Annotated in this window: 16 protein-coding genes and 1 pseudogene; 11 read left to right on the top strand and 6 right to left on the bottom strand. The window is 63.3% G+C overall.

Annotated features, from left to right (window positions below; genetic code table 11):
• Positions 1-65: 65 nt before the first annotated feature.
• From quiC to INS93_RS04875, 5 genes are all read right to left on the bottom strand, one after another.
• On the bottom strand, positions 66-1973 hold the full coding sequence (gene quiC, locus INS93_RS04895; RefSeq protein ID WP_192980516.1) for a 3-dehydroshikimate dehydratase QuiC: 1908 nt from the start codon (positions 1971-1973) through the stop codon (positions 66-68).
• Positions 1974-2163: 190 nt separating this feature from the next.
• Positions 2164-3048 carry a DMT family transporter gene (locus INS93_RS04890; protein WP_192980515.1) on the bottom strand — a complete coding sequence of 295 codons (885 nt, stop codon included), beginning with the start codon at positions 3046-3048 and terminating at the stop codon, positions 2164-2166.
• A gap of 105 nt (positions 3049-3153) precedes the next feature.
• Positions 3154-3972 carry a sugar phosphate isomerase/epimerase family protein gene (locus tag INS93_RS04885; RefSeq protein ID WP_192980514.1) on the bottom strand — a complete coding sequence of 273 codons (819 nt, stop codon included), beginning with the start codon at positions 3970-3972 and terminating at the stop codon, positions 3154-3156.
• A gap of 13 nt (positions 3973-3985) precedes the next feature.
• Positions 3986-5035 carry a Gfo/Idh/MocA family protein gene (locus INS93_RS04880; protein ID WP_192980513.1) on the bottom strand — a complete coding sequence of 350 codons (1050 nt, stop codon included), beginning with the start codon at positions 5033-5035 and terminating at the stop codon, positions 3986-3988.
• 396 nt (positions 5036-5431) lie between these two features.
• Entirely contained in the window at positions 5432-6208 is a 777-nt protein-coding gene (locus INS93_RS04875; RefSeq protein WP_192980512.1) for an IclR family transcriptional regulator, read from the bottom strand.
• Positions 6209-6763: 555 nt separating this feature from the next.
• Between INS93_RS04875 and INS93_RS04870 the strand changes: the two genes are divergently transcribed.
• From INS93_RS04870 to INS93_RS04860, 3 genes are all read left to right on the top strand, one after another.
• Positions 6764-7234 carry a tripartite tricarboxylate transporter TctB family protein gene (locus INS93_RS04870; protein WP_192980511.1) on the top strand — a complete coding sequence of 157 codons (471 nt, stop codon included), beginning with the start codon at positions 6764-6766 and terminating at the stop codon, positions 7232-7234.
• Positions 7235-7247: 13 nt separating this feature from the next.
• On the top strand, positions 7248-8762 hold the full coding sequence (locus INS93_RS04865) for a tripartite tricarboxylate transporter permease (RefSeq protein WP_192980510.1): 1515 nt from the start codon (positions 7248-7250) through the stop codon (positions 8760-8762).
• Positions 8763-8829: 67 nt separating this feature from the next.
• Complete coding sequence (locus INS93_RS04860; protein ID WP_160017067.1) at positions 8830-9831, top strand: tripartite tricarboxylate transporter substrate binding protein; 1002 nt, start codon at positions 8830-8832, stop codon at positions 9829-9831.
• A 53-nt stretch (positions 9832-9884) separates the two neighbouring features.
• Here INS93_RS04860 and INS93_RS04855 read toward each other — a convergent pair whose 3' ends face one another.
• Positions 9885-10754 (bottom strand): helix-turn-helix domain-containing protein, encoded by an 870-nt coding sequence (locus tag INS93_RS04855; RefSeq protein WP_192980509.1) that lies wholly within the window; start codon positions 10752-10754, stop codon positions 9885-9887.
• A gap of 135 nt (positions 10755-10889) precedes the next feature.
• Between INS93_RS04855 and pobA the strand changes: the two genes are divergently transcribed.
• From pobA to INS93_RS04820, 8 genes and pseudogenes are all read left to right on the top strand, one after another.
• On the top strand, positions 10890-12074 hold the full coding sequence (gene pobA / locus INS93_RS04850) for a 4-hydroxybenzoate 3-monooxygenase (RefSeq protein WP_192980508.1): 1185 nt from the start codon (positions 10890-10892) through the stop codon (positions 12072-12074).
• A 300-nt stretch (positions 12075-12374) separates the two neighbouring features.
• Positions 12375-13427: a TRAP transporter substrate-binding protein gene (locus tag INS93_RS04845; protein ID WP_045736188.1), complete on the top strand. Its 1053-nt coding sequence runs from the start codon at positions 12375-12377 to the stop codon at positions 13425-13427.
• A gap of 58 nt (positions 13428-13485) precedes the next feature.
• A complete protein-coding gene (locus INS93_RS04840) occupies positions 13486-14016 on the top strand; it encodes a TRAP transporter small permease (protein ID WP_192980507.1) in 531 nt (176 codons plus the stop codon).
• On the top strand, positions 14013-15335 hold the full coding sequence (locus INS93_RS04835) for a TRAP transporter large permease (RefSeq protein ID WP_192980506.1): 1323 nt from the start codon (positions 14013-14015) through the stop codon (positions 15333-15335). The genes INS93_RS04840 and INS93_RS04835 overlap by 4 nt, the downstream gene beginning before the upstream one ends.
• A 125-nt stretch (positions 15336-15460) precedes the next feature.
• Positions 15461-16720: an OprD family porin gene (locus INS93_RS04830; RefSeq protein ID WP_192980505.1), complete on the top strand. Its 1260-nt coding sequence runs from the start codon at positions 15461-15463 to the stop codon at positions 16718-16720.
• Between the two features lie 107 nt (positions 16721-16827).
• A pseudogene (locus INS93_RS25010) lies at positions 16828-17907 on the top strand (methyl-accepting chemotaxis protein); the annotation flags it as partial.
• A complete protein-coding gene (locus INS93_RS25005; RefSeq protein ID WP_417705235.1) occupies positions 17899-18762 on the top strand; it encodes a methyl-accepting chemotaxis protein in 864 nt (287 codons plus the stop codon). The pseudogene INS93_RS25010 and the gene INS93_RS25005, both read left to right, overlap by 9 nt.
• A 246-nt stretch (positions 18763-19008) precedes the next feature.
• Entirely contained in the window at positions 19009-20703 is a 1695-nt protein-coding gene (locus tag INS93_RS04820; RefSeq protein WP_192980503.1) for an FAD-dependent oxidoreductase, read from the top strand.
• The last annotated feature ends 39 nt before the right edge of the window (positions 20704-20742 follow it).

Below are 20742 nucleotides of genomic sequence, written 5' to 3'. Positions count from 1 at the left end.
TATTGGTAATACGGAGTATGGCAGGCCGGGTAGCGGCAACCGAGCAGGTTGCCGCCTCGACCGAGTTACAGCCGCGGCCGCTTCAAGCCACCGCTGCGCGCCTTGGCCATGGCCGCCAGGCGCACCGCGACGTTGGCTGCGCCGTAGCCCACGTAGCCACCCTTGCGCTGAATGATCTCGAAGAAGAAGCGCTCCTCGAACGGCTCGGTGTAGACGTGGAACAACTCGCCACCCTGGGCATCACGGTCATAGAGCACGTTGTAGTACGCCAGCTCGCTGAGGAATTCGTCGTCGAAATCGAAGCGCGCGGCCAGATCATCGTAGTAGTTCAGCGGAATTTCCAGTAGCGGCACACCCGCTTCCTTGGCCCGCGCCACTTCGGCGAAGATGTCTTCGCAGGAAAACGCGATGTGGTGCACGCCGGAGCCCTGATAGCTCGACAGAGCATGGGCAATGGCGGTGTTGCGGTTCTCCGAGATGTTCAGCGGCAGGCGGATCGAACTGCAACGGCTGCGAATCGCGCGGCTTTTCACCAGGCCATAGGGATCGGGCAGGACCACTTCGTCATCGGCCTCGAAATCCAGCAGGCTCTTGTAAAACAGCACCCAACTGTCCAGCGACTCGGCTGGCAGTGCCAGCGCCATGTGGTCGATGCGCTGCAGGCCACCACTGGCCTCGGCCGCCTGATTCAGGCTGAAGTCAGTGTCATAGATGGTCTGACCTGCTCCCGCCTGCTCCACCAGATAGATCAGGCTGCCATCGGGAGCGCGCACTGCCGGCACTTCCCGCTCGTTGGGGCCGACCAGGCCGCGATAGGGCTGGCCCCGATAGTCGCAGGCGCGTTGCAACGCCGCGGCACCATCCTTCACCCGCAGCGCAGTGGCACACAGCGACGGGCCGTGCGACTCGAAGAAGTTGTGCGCGAAAGAATAGGGTTCGGCGTTGAGCACGATATTGATATCGCCCTGACGCAGCAGGCGGACATCCTTGGAGCGATGCTGGCCGGCATGGGCAAAACCCAGTCGCTCCAGCCAGCCGGACAGACGCGCGCCGACGGCTTCGTCGACGGCGAACTCGAGAAACTCCACGCCGTCGTAGCGGTGTGCCGCAGGCGGGGTGAAGAGCACGCCCGGCTCGATCTGATGGCCCTCTTTCTCAAGGCGCTTGTGGGTCTTTTCCTCGAGATAGAGCAGCGAGCGCAGACCGTCGGCGGCGTTCTGACGCGGCGGCGCAGCGCGAAAACCATCGTTGAAGATTTCCAGCGACAGCGGGCCGCGATAGCCGGTACGCAGGATCGGCGCGAGGAAACCGGCCAGATCGAATTCGCCCTGCCCCGGGAAGCAGCGGAAATGGCGGCTCCACTCCAGCACGTCCATGGCCAGGATCGGTGCATCGGCCATCTGCACGAAGAAGATCTTGTCGCCGGGGATATCGGCGATGGCTGCAGGATCGCCCTTGAGCGACAGCGTATGGAAACTGTCGAGGATCACCCCGACGGCCGGGTGATCGGCCTGACGAACCAGATTCCATACCTGCTGGTAGGTATTGACGTGACGGCCCCAGGCCAAGGCCTCGTATCCAATTCGCAGGCCGCGCGCACCAGCGCGCTCGCCCAACAGGCGCAGGTCGTCGATAAGGATTTCATCGTCGCCCAGCGAGTCGGCAGCGACGTTGCTGCACACCAGCACCAGGTCGGTGCCCAGTTCCTGCATCAGGTCGAACTTGCGCTCGGCACGGTCGATGTTGCGCTGCAGGCGGTCGCGGCGGCAGCCTTCGAAGTCGCGAAATGGCTGGAACAAGGTGATGGCGATGCCCAGGTCGGCGCAGCGCTTGCGAATTTCGCTGGGGCTGCCGTCGTAGTAGAGCAGGTCGTTCTCGAAGATTTCCACACCGTCGAAGCCGGCGGCAGCAATGGCTTCGAGCTTCTCGGGCAGGGTACCGCTGAGGGAAACGGTGGCAATTGAACGCTGCATAGACGGCTCCGGGCTGAGGCGGCGCCGTGGCGGGCAAAGTGAGGGAGGCGAGACGCGCTCATGAGCCCTCACTCGGCCGGTTGGTCGGCGCTCATGGATTGTTCGTAGCCTGGATTATTGGCAGGGTCGGGGAGATCAGCAATTTAAAATGAACGAACTGGTTAGTTTTCCGTTCGATAATCGAACATCATCACTTCCGGGGCTGTTTCCGGTTCTGCCAGGCAGCCGCCAAACCACTCAGGCAGATGATGAGAATACCGATCATCGCCGTGGTATCCGGCTTGTGCTGGAACACCAGCAGCCCCAGCAGCCCGGCGAAGACGATCTGCACGTAGCCGAACGGCGCCAGCAAAGCCGGCGCGGCATGGCGGAAGGCGTGGGTCAGCAGCAGGTGCGCGGCCATGCCACAGCCGCCCAGCGCCAGCATCATCAGACCGTGCGTGAGGCTCGGTACATGCCAGAAGAACGGCACCAGCAGACTCATCACCAGCGTGTTGACCAGGCCGGCGAAGAAGTTGCTGGTGGTCGCGCTGTCCACTTCACTGAGACGCCGGGTGAGGATCTGATAGCAGCTGAAACACAACGCCGCACTCAGCGGCAACAGCACAGCCGGGGTAAACAGGCTGCCGCCCGGATGCACGATGATCAGGACCCCGACGAAGCCGACGATCACCGCAGCCCACTGGCCCGCGCTGACGCGTTCACCGAGCAAGGGCACCGATAGCGCCGTGACCAGCAGCGGCGCCAGAAAGATCACCGAGGTCGCCTCGGCCAGCGGGATGAATATCAGACCCGTGGTGAACAGCAGGCTCACACCCAGCAGGCACAGCGCCCGCAGCACCTGCAGGCCAGGCCGCTTGGTACGCAGCACGCGCAATCCGGATTGCGGCAGGAAGATGCCGGCCATCAGCAAGGTGTGCACCAGGTAGCGCGCCCAGACGATGAGGATGATCGGATAGAAACCCGACAGGTATTTGGACATGGCATCGTGACTGGCGAACAGGAAGGTCGCCAGCACCATCAGGCCGATCCCCTTGAGCGGGTGATTGGCACCGGACAATGGAGTGAGACTCATGAAATACCCGGAAGGCGGACTCGCCGCAAAAAGATAGCAAGACAACTAACTATACAGACCACGACGGATCAACGCCTACATCCACTGCGGCAGGCGCTGACTGCATCACGACTGACGGTCGAGCAACTGCCGGGTCTTCTCCAGCGCCATGCGGGCTCGCTGCAATGCGCTGACACCCTGTTCCATCAGTTGCCGGGTCGGAATTTCCAGGCTCAGCGGGATGTTCGTCGGCAGGGTTCGCAGCAAGCCGAGCAGATCGCAGTCGCCGTCGCCGGGGAAGCGCCGTTCATTACGCGCCTGCCGCAGGATCTCCTCCATGTCCTGCGGGCGCGGCCCGGCCACGTCGCACAACTGAGCGTAGCGCAGGCGCTCGGTGGGCACGGCCGCCAGATCCTGCAGGCGTGAGCCAGAACGGTCGAAGTGAAAGGCATCGACCAGCACGCAGCCATTGGCTCGCCCCGCCGCAGCGACGATACGCGCCGCCTGGGTCAGGTCGCGAGCGTCGGTCCAGGGCATGAATTCCAGGTGCGGATGCAGGCCGTACCGCGCGGACAGATCACAGAGCGCTGCGAAGTTGTCGGTCAGTCGCGCTTCGTCTGGATCATTGCCGGCTACCAGCAGTTCGCTGGCACCGCACTCGGCGCCTACGGCAAGGATGGCCTCGAAGTCGCTGACGCGGGTTTGCGCCCTCAGGCGCAGAATTTCCACATCGAGCACCTGGATGCCGGTATCGCGCAAACGCTGCAGGGTCTGCGTACGCAGGGCGGCATCAGCCACCAGCGGGAAGTGATGTTCCTCCGGTGTGGCCGGCACCAGACGCAAGCCAACATGGCTATAGCCGGCGCGCGCCGCCACCTCGACCATTTCCGGCGGCGACAGCTCGAGCACGGTCAGGGCGGCCAGGGACAGAATACGTTCGCTCATGATGATTCTCTGCTCAGAGGGTTTCGGGGACGCAGGCCTGGCCGCTTTCCGCCGCCTGCCGAATGGCCTCGACCAACGCCAGGGTGCGACCGGCATCGGCAGCGCTGACCAACGGCTGAACCTGGCCACGGGCGACCTGGACGAAATGCTGCAACTGGCGGTATAGCGCCTCGCCTGCGTCGAAGTGCTCCTGCACCTGCTGCAGCGGCTGGTGCCAGCCGGCACCCGCCTCGCTGTAATGCCAGCGCTTGAGCTGCGGAATGCTCAGGGCGCCGCGTGTACCGGCGAGCAGATAACAGGGCTGATCGGCCTGGCGCGGGTAGACCGGGTTCTCGCCCGATGTCATCTCCCAGCTCCAGGGCGCCGCGGCGGCGTCAGAACCAGTCAGGCTGCCCAGCGCACCACCTTCGAACTGCAGCAGCACCGCCGCGCTGTCCTCGTTGGCGAAACCGCGTACGCCATTGCTGGTAATGGCCTGTACCTGGCGCACTTCGCCGCACAAGTGCCGCAGCAGATCGAGGTCATGAATCAGATTGGTCAGCAGCATCCCGGCACCTGCTTCGCGGCGCCAGGCGATGTCGTAGTAGCTGTCGGGTTTCTGCACCTGCCACAGCGCGGTCACCGTGGTCAGTCGGCCCAGAGCGCCCTCTTCGATGAATTCGCGGGCACGGGCGATCAGCGGATTGTGCCGGCGATGATGCCCCACCAGCACCGGCACGCCACTGCGTTCGCTGGCCGCAACCAGCTCGCGTACCTCGTCCAGGTGGACGCCCACCGGTTTTTCCAGCAGCACCGGCACGCCCGCTGCAATGCAGTCGAGCGCCGTACTGACATGCAGCGCATTGGGGTTCGCAACGATCACTGCTTCAGGCCGAACCTGCTCCAGCATCTGCTGGTGATCGGCGAAAAAAGGCACGCCGCATTGCGCCGCAAACTCGGCGGCCTGAGGGCCGGGATCGGCGATGGCACAGAGTTGCGCTTCGGCCAGATTCTGCAGGTGCTGGTGGTGCTGACGGCCCATGACACCAGCGCCGATCAGGGCAATACGCAGGGGGGAAATCACGCGTTGATCCTCTTTTTGTCGTATTTGCGCGGGCGCTGCCTGGGAGGTCCTGCAGCGCCTCTTTTTTTAATTTAGAACTTAGTTCCAGAAAAATCGCAAGCGCGAATTGGGGCTAACGGATTGCCCTTGATCGGAAGTCGGCGAGAGGAAGAAGTTGAAGCAGGTTCGCGCGGCGCACCCTACACGCTAGTCGCATCAACCGATGCATTGCGCCCGTGCCGACTCAGTACGTAGGGTGCGCCGTGCGCACCAGAACCGACGGAAGCATCGGATCCGGCATCAGCCCGCAGATTACCTGCAGGCGCGACGGTGCCACGAAGGACGTTGATTCGCGGCTGAAGCGGAGTGCCGCCCAGCCGCTCCTACGATGAGGTGGGCGTGTCGCTTTCCAATCGATCAGGCGAACAGTTCGGAAGCAGGGCTGGCGGCGGACAGCTCACCGGCGGCGGCCAGCAGCTCAGGCGCCATTTGCTCGATACGCGTCAGAGGCATACGAGCACTGGGCCCAGCAATGCTGAGCACGCCGATTACCCGTTCCTCGACGGGGTGACGCACCACAGCAGCCAGCGCTGCGGTGCCGATCGACGAACTTTCCATCACCCAGGCGTATCCCTGCTGGCGCGCCAGGGCCAGGCGCTGCAGCAGTTGCTGTTGGTTACGCGGCGCATTGGGGCCGAAGTCGGCAGGGTCGGCGACACCCTGCCGCGCCACCAGCGCCAGAGCGTCTGCGTCGCTCATGCTGGCCAGCCAGGCATGCCCGGAAGCGGTGTAGAACAGCGGTGCGTCACGCCCCATGTCCGGGTCGTAACGCAAACCGGAGCGAGCCCCCTGGCTCTTGGCGATCCAGGTCTGGCGCTCGCCCTCGATCACGCCCAGGCGCACCAGCTCGCCGCTGGTTTCAGCCAAACCATCGAGAATCGGCTGCACCACATCGGCGCCGCTGTTGGCCAGATAGCGAAAGCCCAGCGCTACCAGTTTGGTCGAGAGCCGATAGCGACTGGTGAGCGCATCCTGGCGCACATAGCCCAGACGCATCAGCTCGGCGAGCATGCGATGCGTAGCGCTCTTGGGAATATCCAGCTCATCGGCCAGTGCCTGCATCTGCATGCCACGGGCATCGCGAGTGAGGCTTTCGAGAAGGCTGAGCGCGCGTTCGATCTGACTGCCGGCCATGAGAATGTCCTGAAAAATTTGCGCCGATTCTAAGAGACAAGCGCCCGGTGACGCGAGCCAGACCGGAGCCTACCTCTGGATGCTGGGCCACGGACGCGCGATACTGCCGGCGCGACGCACAATGTACTAACTGGTTCGTTCTTGTTCGGTTATCGAACAAAACCCCGTTTAGCGAATTGAAATGGCCAGCCTGGTCGGCCCACTATTCCTACCACGCCTGAAACCGAAGTGATCTTCTGCCTGGTGCATCACGCTTCGAATGTTTCAGCAGCCAATAAATATAAGAAGGTCAATTGTCATGTCACAGCCTATGCACCTGCGTGCCCCGGCCACCAACGCCACAGCGAGGATCGCTCCTCGTCCGGCGCCCAGCTCGTTGCTCGACGACTGGTCATCCCTATCGACGCTAGCCATGCCTGCCCTCGCCCCTGCCTGTCATGACATGCACAGGAGCTCTCGGCCGCGCCTGATCAGCTCGCTGCTTGCCAGACTGCTGCCTGCGCGCAAAGCCTGACTCAGCCCCTTACCCTCCCCCCATTCTGTCGGAGCGATAGCATGAACAAGACAGACAAGATGCTGGTCGGCGAGCGCACCTTCTGTGTCCTGCTGCTGGTATTCAGCCTGGCGATCTTCTACCTGGCCTACCAGATTTCCGGTTTCTCCTCGATCAATTCCCCAGGGGCATTTCCCATCGGCGTCGCGCTGGTGATGATCCTCTCCGCAGTGAAGATCGGCGTCGAACTGATCGGCAAGGCCAAACCCGACTGCAGCGGCTGGCTGGATGCCTTCCAGCAGTTTCGCGACACCCACTTCCCGCGCCGCACACTGGTCTTCGGCCTGCTGGCCGTGGCGTATCTGGCGGCGATCCAGTGGGTCAGTTTCTACGTCAGCACCTTCCTTTTTCTGGTGCTGTCGATCGTTTACCTGCGCAAAGGCCGCGTACTCAACGCCATCCTGATCGCAGCTGTGTTGCTGGTGCTGATCTATCTGCTGTTCAGCCTGGCGTTCAGCGTTTACCTGCCATAACGAGGCACTCGAGATGAGCGATACCCTTTCCTACCTGCTGATGGCCTGGAGTGATCCGCAGCTGCTGATGCTGACTGCACTGGGCACCTTTGCCGGCATCTATATCGGCGCCATCCCGGGCCTCTCGGTGACCATGGCAGTGTCCATCCTGGTGTCCTTCACCTTCTCCTGGGATGTCAACGATGCGCTGGCGCTGATCGTCGGTATCTTCATCGGCGGCGTTTACGGTGGCTCACGCAGCGCCATCCTGCTGAACATCCCCGGCGCGCCATCCTCGGTGGCCACGGCCTTCGACGGCTACCCGCTGGCACAACAGGGCGAAGCCGGTCGCGCCATCGGCCTGAGCACCGTGATGTCGGTGGTCGGCGGTATCGTCGGCACCATCATGCTCGCCAGCGCGGCACCGCTGATCGGCGAACTGGCCCTGCGCTTCGCCCCGCGCGACTACTTCCTGGTCGCCGCCATCGGCCTGCTGTTGGTCGGTAGCCTGGCCGAAGGCTCGCTGGCAAAAGGCATCTTCGCCGCCGGCCTGGGCGCGGTGATCGGCCTGGTGGGTATGGACCCGGTCACTGCACAAGGGCGTTTCACCCTGGGCCAGGTCGAACTGATGGGCGGCATCCACTACGTGGTGCTGATGATTGGCCTGTTCGGCGTCGCCGAGGCCTTCTATCAACTGCATAACCTCGACAGCCCGGTAGTCCGCCAGAAGGTGGACAAGATCCTGCCGTCCTTCGCCATGGTGCTGAAATTCCTCCCGTTGTCGATCCGCACCTCGATCATTGGTGTCATCGTCGGCGTGCTGCCGGGCGTCGGCGGCGACATCGCGGCGCTGATGGCCTATGACCACGCCAAGCGCACCGTGAAAAATCCGTCCAGGCCGTTCGGCAAGGGTGCCTACGAAGGCCTGGTGGCCCCGGAAACCGCCAACAGCGCAGCGGTCGGTGGCGCCTACGTACCGATGCTGACCCTGGGCATGCCCGGTGATGCAGTCACCGCAGTGATCATCGGCGCCCTGGTGGTGCATGGCCTCAACCCCGGCCCGATGCTGATGGTGGAAAACCCGCACATCTTCTACTTCACCGTCGGCAACCTGCTGCTGGCCAACGTGTTTCTGATGATCTTCGGCCTGATGGGCATCAAGCTCTTCGCCAAGTTCGTGGAAATGCCCAAGGCCGTGCTGATTCCACTGATCCTCGTGCTCTGCGTGGTCGGTACCTACTCGATCAACAGCAGCATGACCGAGGTGTACTGGATGCTCGGTTTCGGCGTGCTCGGCTATCTGCTGAAGATCTTTGGCTTCCAGATGGGCCCGATCATCCTCGGCGCCATCCTCGGCCCGCTGATGGACACCTCGTATCGCCAGGCCATGTCCTCGGCCGGTGACAACCCGGTGGAGCTGCTGCAAGGGCTGGTCACCAGCCCGCTGTCGCTGATCCTCAGCGCCGCGGTGGTGCTGATCCTGCTGGGCAACACCCCGCTGCTGAAGAAACTCAAGAGCAAGTTCAGCCCCGCTTCGGCGCGCGGCTGACACCCAGGTTCCAAGGCGTGCCCCGGCCGACAGGGGCTCACAACAACAACCGATGGAGAGTCTCCACATGTTCAAATCGTTACTGACTGGCGCCGCTCTCGGACTCAGCGCCCTCACCATGGCCCTGCCAGCCCACGCCGAATACCCCGAGCGCAGCATCCAGGCGGTCATTCCCTGGGGTGCAGGCGGCGCCACCGACAACGTCATGCGCAGCCTGACTCCGTACGTGGAGAAAGAGCTGGGCGGCAAGTTCATCCTCAACAACCGCCCGGGTGGCACCGCCGTCATCGGCAGCACCCACGTCATGCAGCAGCGTCCTAACGGCTACACCGTCCTGCTCGGCGCCGAGAACCCGCAGCTCTATAAAGTGCTGAAACTCGCCGACTTCGATTACGCCGACTTCTACCCGGTCAACATCATCGGCCAGAACGTGGTGGTGATCGCCGCCAACGCCGACGCGCCGTTCAACAACATGGCCGAACTGATGGCCGCCGCCAAGGCCAACCCGGACACCCTGCGCATGGGCTCCACCGGCGCCGGCGGCCTGCCGAGCACCGTCAGCGCGATGATCAATGCGGTGGACGAGCTGAAAGTGCGTGAAGTGACCTTCGGTGGCGACGGCCCCGGCATCACCGCGCTGATGGGCAAACACATCGACTTCATGCCCCTGAGCCTGGCCGCCGCCCGCGAACTGGTACGCAGCGGCAAGCTCAAGGCCCTGGCCGTGTTCGCCACCGAGGAAACCCCGGAACTGCCGGGCGTGGAGCCGATCACCAAGTCCCTGCCGGCCATCGCCGAGTACCTGCCGTGGGGCCCGTTCTGGGGCGCCTTCGTGCACAAGGACACCCCGGACGACGTCAAGCAGAAGCTGGTCGACGCCTACGCCAAGGCCGTTGCCAACCCCGAGTTCCAGGGCTTCCTGAAGAACTTCGGCGCGCAGAGCTTGAACCTCAACGGCGCCGAAGCTGAAGAGTTCCTCAAGCGCTGGCAGTCGGTCACCACCTGGTCGATGTACAAGGCCAAGGCCATCGAAATTTCCCCGGACTCGGTCGGCATCGCCAAGCCCTGACCTTCCCCAGCGGGTGCCTTCGGCGCCTGCCTCTCTTTCGCCTGCATCGCTGCTCAGCGATGCAGGCGAAATGCCTTGGGCGAAAGCCCGCTGCCACGCTTGAAGAAACGGGAAAAATAGCCCGGCTCGGAAAACCCCAGACTGTCTGACACCTGGCTCACCGTCATGGTGGTGTACACCAGACAGCGCTTGGCCTCGAGCAACAGACGCTGATTGATCAGCTGCAATGCGGATTGCCCGGCCAACCGCCGGCACAGCGCATTGAGGTGAGCGGCACTGATGCCCAGGCGCGAGGCGTAATATTCGATCGGTAGATGCTCGCGAAAGTGCGTTTCGAGCAAATGCACGAAGGCCTGCACATGCTCGCGCCCTCGGCCATCGGCAGGCTCCTGCGCCTCGCTTCGCGCCAGTTGCCGGCGCGCGATGGCAACCAGCAGGACACTGATCAGCGATTGCAGCATCAGCTCCCGCGCTGGCTCCAGACGGCCGTACTCCTGGCTGATCGACTCGAACAAGGCATCCAGATAACGGCGCTGCTCGCCAACCTCATAGCACATGGGACTCTGCAAGCATTGCTGGCCCAGCGGCGCGGCCAGTTGCTCCACCAGAGGCCGCGCCAGGCTCAGCACATAGCCCTGAACATCACGCGAGAAACGAAAGCCGTGCACGCACAGCGCCGGCACGACCTGCAGCGAAGCACTGCGCACCAGGCGCACTTGCCCTTCCACCTCCAGCTCCGCTTCACCCGCCTGCACATAGAGCAACTGCAGCAGGTCAGCGTGACGGTGCGGTTTGATTTCCCAACCGTGCAGCTGGCTGCGCTCGGGAATCGATTCGCAGTGGATAAGGTCGGGGGTCGGCCATTCGGTCGTCTCACCGTACAGCTTGAATACCGGCACCAGGGAGGCTTTCGAAGCAGTCATGAGCGGGCTCTTAAAATCATCGAAAAGTCCAAGAATCCTTTCCGATATTGCCTTCTAACCGAGCATGTATCCACAAAAAATACAGACCTGAGCCTGTGAATCGACATACAGCCGATCACGTACTGGAGAACAATAATGAACACTCAGGTCGCCATCATCGGCGCTGGCCCCTCCGGCCTGCTGCTCGGCCAACTGCTGCACAACGCCGGCATCGACAACGTCATCCTCGAACGCCAGAGCCCCGACTACGTACTCGGCCGCATCCGCGCTGGCGTGCTCGAACAGGGCATGGTCGACCTGCTGCGCGAGGCCGGCGTGGCCGCGCGCATGGATCGCGAAGGACTGCCGCACGATGGCTTCCAGCTGGCCTTCGATGGCCGCTGCGAGCGCATCGACCTCAAAGAGCTGACCGGTGGCAAGAGCGTGATGGTCTACGGCCAGACGGAAGTCACTCGCGACCTGATGGAAGCACGCCAGGCCAGCGGCGCCGTCACCCTGTACGACACCAGCCGGGTGCAGTTGCACGAGCTCAAGGGCGAGCGCCCTTACCTGACCTTCGAGCATGAGGGCCGCACGCAGCGCCTGACGTGCGATTACATCGCGGGCTGCGATGGCTTCCATGGTGTATCGCGACAATCCATTCCGGCTGGGGTACTTCAGGAGTTCGAACGGGTGTATCCGTTCGGCTGGCTGGGCATCCTTGCCGACACCCCGCCGGTGCATGAGGAGCTGATCTACGCCAACCACGCGCGTGGCTTCGCCCTGTGCAGCATGCGTTCGCCGACACGCACGCGTTACTACGTGCAGGTGGGCGCCGAGGAGAAGGTCGAGGACTGGTCCGACGAGCGCTTCTGGGACGAACTCAAGCGCCGTCTGCCCAGCGATATCGCCAGCCAGTTGGTCACCGGACCTTCGATCGAAAAGAGCATCGCGCCGCTACGCAGTTTCGTCGTCGAGCCGATGCAGTACGGCCGTCTGTTTCTACTCGGTGATGCCGCACACATCGTTCCGCCGACTGGCGCCAAGGGCCTCAACCTGGCCGCCAGCGACGTCAGCACGCTGTACCGCATCCTGCTCAAGGTCTACCGCGAAGGCCGAGTGGACCTGCTCGAACGCTACTCGGAAATCTGCCTGCGGCGCATCTGGAAGGCCGAGCGTTTTTCCTGGTGGATGACCTCGATGCTGCATCGCTTTCCCGACACCGATGCCTTCAGCCGCCGCATGCAGGAGACCGAACTGGACTACTTCGTCAGCTCCGAAGCCGGCCGCAGGACCATCGCCGAGAATTACGTCGGCCTGCCCTACGAAGCCATCGAATGACTCATTTCTCAGCCGTAGGGTGCGCCGCGCGCACCCAGCCAAACTGCGGGCCATTGGTGCGCACGGTGCACCCTGGCCCTCGCACGGGAGCCCTTGATCGATAATCGCCCGGCGCGCCTCTGGCACGTCCCAGGCTCACGCAATTCGTTCGTTTATCGCACACTAAGTCGTTAATCGAATTGAATAGCCCCTCGCTAACTCGCACCATGCGAGCAGCGAATCCTAGCGGCGGCAGTATTGCAGCCGAATTTGGCTGTACCTGAATCGCCTACTAACAATGAATAAGAAAGGACATTTGCGATGCACAAGCTTTCCAAGGCTTTGCTGACGCTGCTCGCCACCAGCGTCATGACCTGGGCCAACGCCGACGAGGCCGAGGTCACCCTCAAGGTTCACCACTTCCTGCCGGCGCACTCGGTGACCCAGGCCGACTTTCTCAAGCCCTGGGCAGAGAAGATCACCGCCGAATCCAATGGTCGAATCCAGTTTCAGTTCTACCCTTCCATGCAGTTGGGCGGCACCCCGCCGCAACTGATCGACCAGGCGCGTGACGGCGTCGCCGACATCGTCTGGACCCTGCCTGGCTACACCAGCGGCCGCTTCCCGCTGGCATCGGCATTCGAGATGCCGTTCATGAGTCGCTCTTCGGAAGCCAGCAGCCAGGCCATGTGGGATTTCCTCGAAGCCCACGGGCAGAAGGAGTTCGCCGACGTGCATCTGCTCGCGACTCACCTGACCGATGGCGCGCTGCTGCACACGGCGAAGAAGCCGGTGCGTAGCCTGGCCGACTTCCGTGGCCTGAAACTGCGCTCGGCCAACCGCATCTCCACCAAGCTGATCTCCATGCTCGGTGCCACCCCGGTGGCCATGCCGGTACCGCAGGTGCCGGAAGCGCTGTCCAAGGGTGTGGTCGACGGCGCCGTGCTGCCCTGGGACGTGGTCCCTGCACTGAAGCTGCAGGAACTGGTCAAGTACCACACCGAAATGGCGCCGGGTCAGCCAGCGTTGATGCACACCGCGCTGGTACTGGCGATGAACCCGGCCAAGTACGCCAGCCTGCCCGATGACCTGCGCAAGATCATCGACGCCAACAGCGGCCGTGAACTCTCACGCCAGGCCGGCCATATCTGGGATACCAACGTGATCGAGACCGGGCACAAGCTGGCGCAATCGCGTGGCAACGAGATCTACGTACTGCCCGCCGAAGAACAGGCCAAGTGGATGGCCATCGGCCGCAAGCTGGACAACGACTGGATCAAGGAAGTCGAGAGCAAAGGCAACGACAACGGTGCTGCGCTGCTGCAAGAAGTGCGCGACCTGATCGAAAGCTACAACGCCAAGCTGCCGCACTGATCGTTAACCCTCGTTGTGTTGGCCGGCACCTGCGGTGCCGGTCTTGCGGAGTCCTCTCATGATCGAAAACCCTGCCTTGCCCGGGCAGCCTCAGCGCACGCGCCCGTTCGGCCAGTTGCTCGATGTCCTGGCCCGTTGGCTGGCACTGGCTGGTGGCCTGGTGCTGGTCGCCATCACCCTGCTGTCGGCCTACAGCATCACCATGCGCAGCCTGTTCGATGCGCCACTGCTCGGTGACGTCGAGCTGGTGCAGATGGGCTGCGGTATTGCCGTGGTGAGTTTCCTGCCGCTGTGCCAGTTGCGTCGCAACAATGTCATCGTCGACGCCTTCACCTTGCGCGCCTCGGCCAGCACCCGGCGCTATCTCGACACGCTCGGCTGCCTGCTGATGTCCGCCTGTGCAGCGCTGCTGGCTTGGCGCTCGATAATCGGCACCCTGGATACTTACCGCAACGGTGAAGAGTCGATCATCATGGGCATTCCGATGTGGTGGTCGATGACCCCCTTCGCGCCTTCTTTCGCTCTGCTCGCCGTCGTTTCCCTGTACACCGCCTGGCTCGACCTGCGCGGTGAGGGAGGCCAACAATGAGCAGCGTCGCATTGGGCGGACTCTTCCTCGCCTTCCTCCTGGTTCTGCTGGCCATCCGCATTCCAATCGCCATCGCCATGCTGCTGACCGGTATTGGCGGCTACGTCTCGATCAGCGGTTGGGACCCCTTGCTCAACTACCTGAAGACGGTGGCCTACGCCCGCTACACCGTGTACGACCTGTCGGTGATCCCGCTGTTTCTGCTGATGGGGCAGTTCGCCTCGCGTGGCGGCCTGGCTACGGGCCTGTTCCGGGCCGCAGCCGCCATGGTCGGACACTGGCGCGGTGGCCTGGCGATCTCCGCCATCGGTTCCTGCGCAGCCTTCGGCGCGGTCTGTGGCTCATCGGTGGCAACCGCCGCGACCATGGGCCAGGTGGCCCTGCCGGAGCTGCGTCGCTACAAGTACTCCAATTCGCTGGCAGTGGGTTGCCTGGCGGCCGGCGGCACCCTGGGCATTCTCATCCCGCCCTCGGTGGTGCTGGTGATCTACGCCATTCTCGCCCAGCAGAACATCTCCACGCTGTTCATGGCCGCCTTCGTGCCGGGCATTCTCGCCGTCATCGGCTACATGATCGCCATTGCCATCTATGTGCGCCTGTTCCCGGACTCCGGGCCAGCGCAGGAGCGCTCGAGCTGGAAACAGCGACTGCAGGCGCAGCAGGGTGTGTGGCCGGTACTGCTGATTTTCCTGGTGGTGCTCGGGGGTATCTACGGCGGCTGGTTCACCCCTACCGAAGCTGCAGCCATCGGCACCGTGGGCACGGGGTTCTTCGCCTTCACCCTGGGCAAGATGCGTCTGACCGAACTCAAGGAGGTGCTGCTGGGCACCGGCGTGACCACGGCCATGATCTTCATGATCCTGCTCGGCGCCGATGTGATGAATGCCTTCCTGGCCATCTCGCAACTGCCCAACTTCATCGCCGAAACCATCAGCGGCGCAGGTCTGCCGCCCTTCCTGGTGCTGGCCGGAATTCTCGTCCTGTACCTGATCCTCGGCTGCGTGATGGACACCATGTCGATGATCCTGCTGACCATCCCGATCTTCTTCCCGGTGATCATGGGGCTGGACTTCTATGGACTGGACCAGACCGAGAAGGCCATCTGGTTCGGCATCCTGGCCCTGATGGTGGTGGAAATCGGCATGGTCACCCCGCCACTGGGCATGAACGTGTACGTGATTGCCGGCATGGCGCGCGATATCCCCATGAGTGAAGCCTTCAGAGGCATCGTGCCGTTCCTGATCTCGGACATCGTGCGCGTGGTCATCCTTGTGCTCTTCCCATCGATCACCCTGTGCCTGGTGCGCTGGCTGAACTGAGGACTCGCGATGCATTCAGACGAACGCCGCTGAACCCCGAATAACTGCCACCACTCTCCCCGATGTAGAAGCGTATCCGCCGCTGCGGAGGGGAGCTTTCAACCTTGAAAAAGGAAACGATAACAATGAAAAAAACCCTGTACCTCGCTCCCAGTGCAATCGCCGTTGCAGTCATGGCCTCCAGCCTCTCGGTCGGCGTTCAGGCCGCCGGCTTCGTCGAAGACGCCAAGGTCACCCTCGGCCTGCGCAACTACTACTTCAACCGTAACTACCTGAACGGCACCGATCCGCTGATCCGCGGTGAGCGCCAGGGCCAGGCCGAAGGCTGGACCCAGAGCTTCATCCTCGATGCCCGCTCCGGCTACACCCAGGGCACCGTCGGCTTCGGTCTCGATGTGCTCGGCCTGTACAGCATCAAGCTGGATGGCAACCGTGGCGCTGCCAACACCCAACTGATGCCGATCCACGATGATGGCCAGGCCGCCGACCAGTTCGGCCGCACCGCCGTGGCCGCCAAGGCCAAGCTCTCCAAGACCGAACTGAAGGTCGGCGAATGGTTCGCCGTGCTGCCGATCCTGCGCGCCGACGACGGTCGTTCGCTGCCGCAAACCTTCCAGGGCGCCCAGCTGACTTCCAACGAGATCGATGGCCTGACCCTGTACGGCGGCCAGTTCTGGAAGAACAGCCAGCGCAACGATGCCAGCCGTGAAGACATGTCGTTCGGTGGCGTGAAGGGCGACGACTTCAACTTCGGCGGTGGTGAGTACCGTTTCAATGGCAACAACACCATGGTCGGCGTCTGGCATGCCCGCCTGGAAGACGTCTACCAGCAAAGCTACGTGCAGTTGACCCACAGCCAACCGGTCGGTGACTGGGTACTGGGTGCCAACCTCGGCTATGTCACCGGCAAGGAAGAAGGCGCGGCCAAGGCCGGCGACCTGGACAACAAGGTCTATCAAGGCGCGTTCACGGCCAAGACCGGCAACAACACCTTCATGCTGGCCTACCAGCGACTGAGCGGTGACACCAAGTTCATGCGCATCGACGGTGCCAGTGGCGGCACCCTGGTCAACGACGGCTTCACCAACAGCTACGACAACCCTGAGGAGCGCTCCTGGCAGGTTCGCCACGACTACAACTTCGCCGGCCTCGGCATCCCGGGCCTGACCCTGATGAACCGCTACGTCAGCGGCTCCAACATCCACACCGGCGGCCGTACCGATGCCGAAGAGTGGGGGCGTGAATCCGAGCTGGCCTACACCATTCAGGAAGGCACGATGAAGAACCTGAGCATCCGCTGGCGTAACTCCGACGTGCGCCGTGACGTGGGCCAGGATCTGCACGAGAACCGTCTGATCATCAACTACCCGCTGTCGATTCTGTAAGCATCACGCGACATCGCTGCACAAGTGACTCCTAGTGTTACGGCACGTTCAGCCCGTCCTCGTGACGGGCTTTTTTTTGATGTGCAACTGTTCGAGGAAGTACCCCCATGCGCTGGATTATCGAACGTAGCGCCGACCTCAAGGTCGGGCACAAACTCCTGCTGGGCTTCTCACTGGTCATGCTGCTGACCCTGGCAGTCGCCCTGGGTGGCTGGCGCACAGCCAGCGAGATTCTCGGGCATGCCGCCCAGTCGCTCCAGGTGGCGGACCTCAAGCAACGGATCCTGCAACTGCGCTTGCAGGAGAAGGATTATCTGCTGGCGCCGCTGGCTGGTCATGAAGCAGGCATAACCGAGCAACATGCGCGCATCGCCGCACAGCTGGCTGACTTGCCCACCGACGCCGAGCAACTCCAGCTGTTGCTGCACGGCAACGACGCCTACCTGCAGCAATTTGCTCAACTGCGCGCGGCGCAGTCTCAGGCAAGCACCGCGCAGACCGGCATGGCGATTCGCGCCGATGAAGCGCTGATCCAGTTCGAGATGATCACCCAGGACCAGTTCAACCTGATTCGCGATCGATTGTACGATGGCGAAACGGGCACGCAGAGCAGCGTCGACCAGGCCGAAGCGGCGGCGCGCCTGAGCCACACCCTGTTGCAGCTGCGCCTGGCGGAAAGCCAGTTCATCCGCAGCGCTGACAAGGTCGATGCCGATCTCTGGCAAACGCGCTTCGCCAGCATGACCGAGGCAGCTCAGCAACTGCGCGCGCAACTCGCGGCCCTGCAGCAGGCATCCCTGGACGAGGCCCTGCGCGCACTCGACAGCTATCGCGAATCCTTCGAGCACTATCGCCATAGTCGCGAGGCCGAGCAGCGCAGTCGCAGCCAATTGGCCGACCTGGCGCAAGGCATGCTGCAGCATGGCAACGACCTGCAGCAGCACCAGCAACGCGCCATGCAAGCAGGCAACCGCACCTCCCTGCAAACCCTTGCCCTGCTCACCACTGCAGCGCTGCTACTGGCTCTGCTCGCCAGTTGGCTTATCCGCCGCCTGATCGTCGGGCCGCTGCAGCACTGCCTGCTGCTGGCCCAGCAGGTCGCGGCCGGCAATCTCAGTGGCAGTCGCATTGCCGTGCGGCGTGATGAGGTCGGCCAGCTTCTGGGCGCACTGCAAACCATGCGCGACCACCTGCGCGAATTGATCGAGCAGATCGGTGGCAGCGCGACACAGATTGCCGCTGCGGCAGAGCAACTCTCGGCAGTCAGCGAACAGACCCGCGCGGGTGTGCGCGAGCAGAGTGAAGAGTCCAGCCAGACGGCCTGCGCCATGCAACAGATGGTCACCAGCGTGCAGCAGGTGGCCGGTGATGCCGAGCAGGCATCGCAGGCCGCGCAACAGGCAGAATTGCAGGCCCGTGATGGCGACCGCCAGGTGCATCGGGTAGTCGAGCAGATCGAACGCCTGGCCAGCGAAGTGGCGCATACCGGACAGACGGTTGGCCAGGTACAAGGCGAGAGCCAACGTATCGGCAGTGTGCTGGATGTAATCAAGGCAGTCGCCGAGCAGACCAATCTGCTGGCGCTCAACGCCGCCATCGAGGCCGCACGCGCCGGTGAACAAGGTCGCGGTTTCGCTGTTGTCGCCGATGAAGTGCGTGCCCTGGCGCGCCGTACTCAGGACTCCACCAGCGAGATCGAGGCGCTGATCACCAGCCTGCAGAGCCGCGTACAAACGGCCGTTACCCAGACTCAGGCCAGCCAGACGCTGAGCCAGGACGCGATGAGCAGCGTCAAGCTGGCCGGCCAGAGCCTGACGCGCATCAATCAGGCGGTCGCACTGATCGAGCAGATGAACCAGCAGATCGCCAGCGCGGCCGAACAGCAGAGTGCGGTGGCTCTGGAGATCAACCGCAGCCTGGACAACGTACGTGGCATCGGCGAGCAAAGCGCCAGCGCCACCGAGCAGACCGCGCTATCGAGCGCCGAACTGGCCAGACTGGGCGGTGAATTGCAGCTGCGCATCGGCCGCTTTCGTACCTGAGGCCGAGAAACTGGCCTTGATCATCAAGGCCGTCGGGTGGGCAACGCGAAGCTTGTCCACCGCTGCTGCTCACGAGCAAGACACAATCGCGGCCCTTTCCCGGATTGCATCCGGCTACACCGACAATAAATGACCGCTAACCGCACGACTTCCCGGGCAAATCATCCGACAGTGCTTGGCGCCCCGGTAGTCGCCACATAAAATTCGGAACCAAGTTCCAATAAATAACAAATGCGGAGATCTGCCATGGCCAACGCCCCACTCGACTGCGACCTGCTGGTGATCGGCTCCGGCGCGGCCGGCCTGGCAGCCGCCGTCAGCGCCGCGCACCTGGGCAAACGGGTGATCCTGGTAGAAAAGGACCCGGTATTGGGCGGCGCCACCGCCTGGTCCGGCGGCTGGCTGTGGGCGCCACGTAACCCTCTGGCCAGACGCGCCGGCATCGTCGAAGACATCGAGCAACCGCGTACCTACCTGCGTAACGAGCTGGGCGAACATTACCGCGCCGAGTTGGTGGACGCCTTTCTGCAGCACTGCCCCGAGATGGTGGCGTTCTTCGAGCAGCACACTGCCCTGCAGTTCGTCGACGGCAACGGCATCCCCGATATGCACGGCAACACGCCTGGCGCCGCCAGCGGTGGCCATCAGGTCATCGCCGCGCCCTACGATGGTCGCGAAGTGCTCGACCTGCTGCCGCGCCTGCGCAAGACCATGCGCGAGACGTCCTTCATGGGCATGCCGATCATGGCCGGCGCCGATCTCGCAGCCTTCCTCAACATGACCCGTTCACCCAAGGCGCTGCTGCACGTGATCCGGCGCTTCACCACCCACCTGTATCACCTGGCCCGCTACGGACGCGCCATGCACCTGGTCAACGGCGTAGCGCTGATCGCACGCCTGGCGCGCTCGGCGCAGGATCTCGGCGTGCAAATGATGGTGTCCACGCCCGCGCAGCGCCTGATGATCGAAGACGGCAACGTATGCGGTGCCATGGTGCTGCACGCCGGTGAGGAAATGACTATCCGCGCCAAAGCGGTGGTACTGGCTGCCGGCGGCTTTCCCAACGACCCCGAACGCCGCAAGGCGATATTCCCGCGCGATGCCAGCGGCCACGACAACCTCGCCCTGCCGCCTGCCAGTTGCTCCGGTGACGGCCTGCGCCTGGGCGAATCAGCGGGCGGCCAGGTGGCCGACGACCTGCGCTCGCCGGTGGCCTGGGCGCCGGTGTCGAAGGTGCCCCACGCCGACGGCAGCGTCGGCCATTTCCCGCACATCATCGACCGCGGCAAACCCGGCATCATCGGCGTGCTGCAAAACGGCAAGCGCTTCGTCAACGAAGCCGGTGGTTACTACGACTATGTCGACGCCATGCTCAAAGCCATCCCCGACGATCAGCAAGCCTGCTCCTGGCTGATCTGTGACCACCGCTTCCAGCGCCGCTACGGCCTCGGCTTCGCTCGCCCGGCGCCAATACCGCTGTGGCCACATATCCGCAATGGCTACCTCAAGCGCGGCCACAGCCTGGAAGCACTGGCGCAGGCCTGTGGCATCGACCCGATCGGGCTCGTTGCCACCGTCGACGAGTTCAACCAGCATGCGCGCCGTGGCGAAGACCCACTGTTCGGGCGTGGCAGCACCGCGTTCAACCGTCGCAGTGGCGATGCCAAGCACAACGGTCCGAACCCCTGCGTAGCCCCTATCGAGCATGGCCCCTTCTATGCCGTGAAAGTACAACCGGGTTGCTTCGGCACCTTCGCCGGGCTGCGCACCGATGGGCATGCGCGGGTGCTCGATGGCACAGGCCAACCGATACCCGGGCTGTATGCAGCAGGTACGGACATGGCCAGCCCCATGGGTGGGCACTACCCGTCGGGTGGCATCAATCTCGGCCCTGCATTGACCTTTGGCTATATCGCCGGACGCCACGCGGCCACATTGTGATATCTGCCGGCCATGGATGGCAGGCATAAAAAAGCGCCA

Origin of the sequence: Pseudomonas sp. EggHat1 (genome assembly GCF_014892995.1) — a bacterium.
GTDB classification, from domain to species: Bacteria; Pseudomonadota; Gammaproteobacteria; order Pseudomonadales; family Pseudomonadaceae; genus Aquipseudomonas; species Aquipseudomonas chaetocerotis.
The sequence above is the reverse complement of the archived record's forward strand: the minus strand, read 5'-3'. Positions and strand labels throughout refer to the sequence as shown.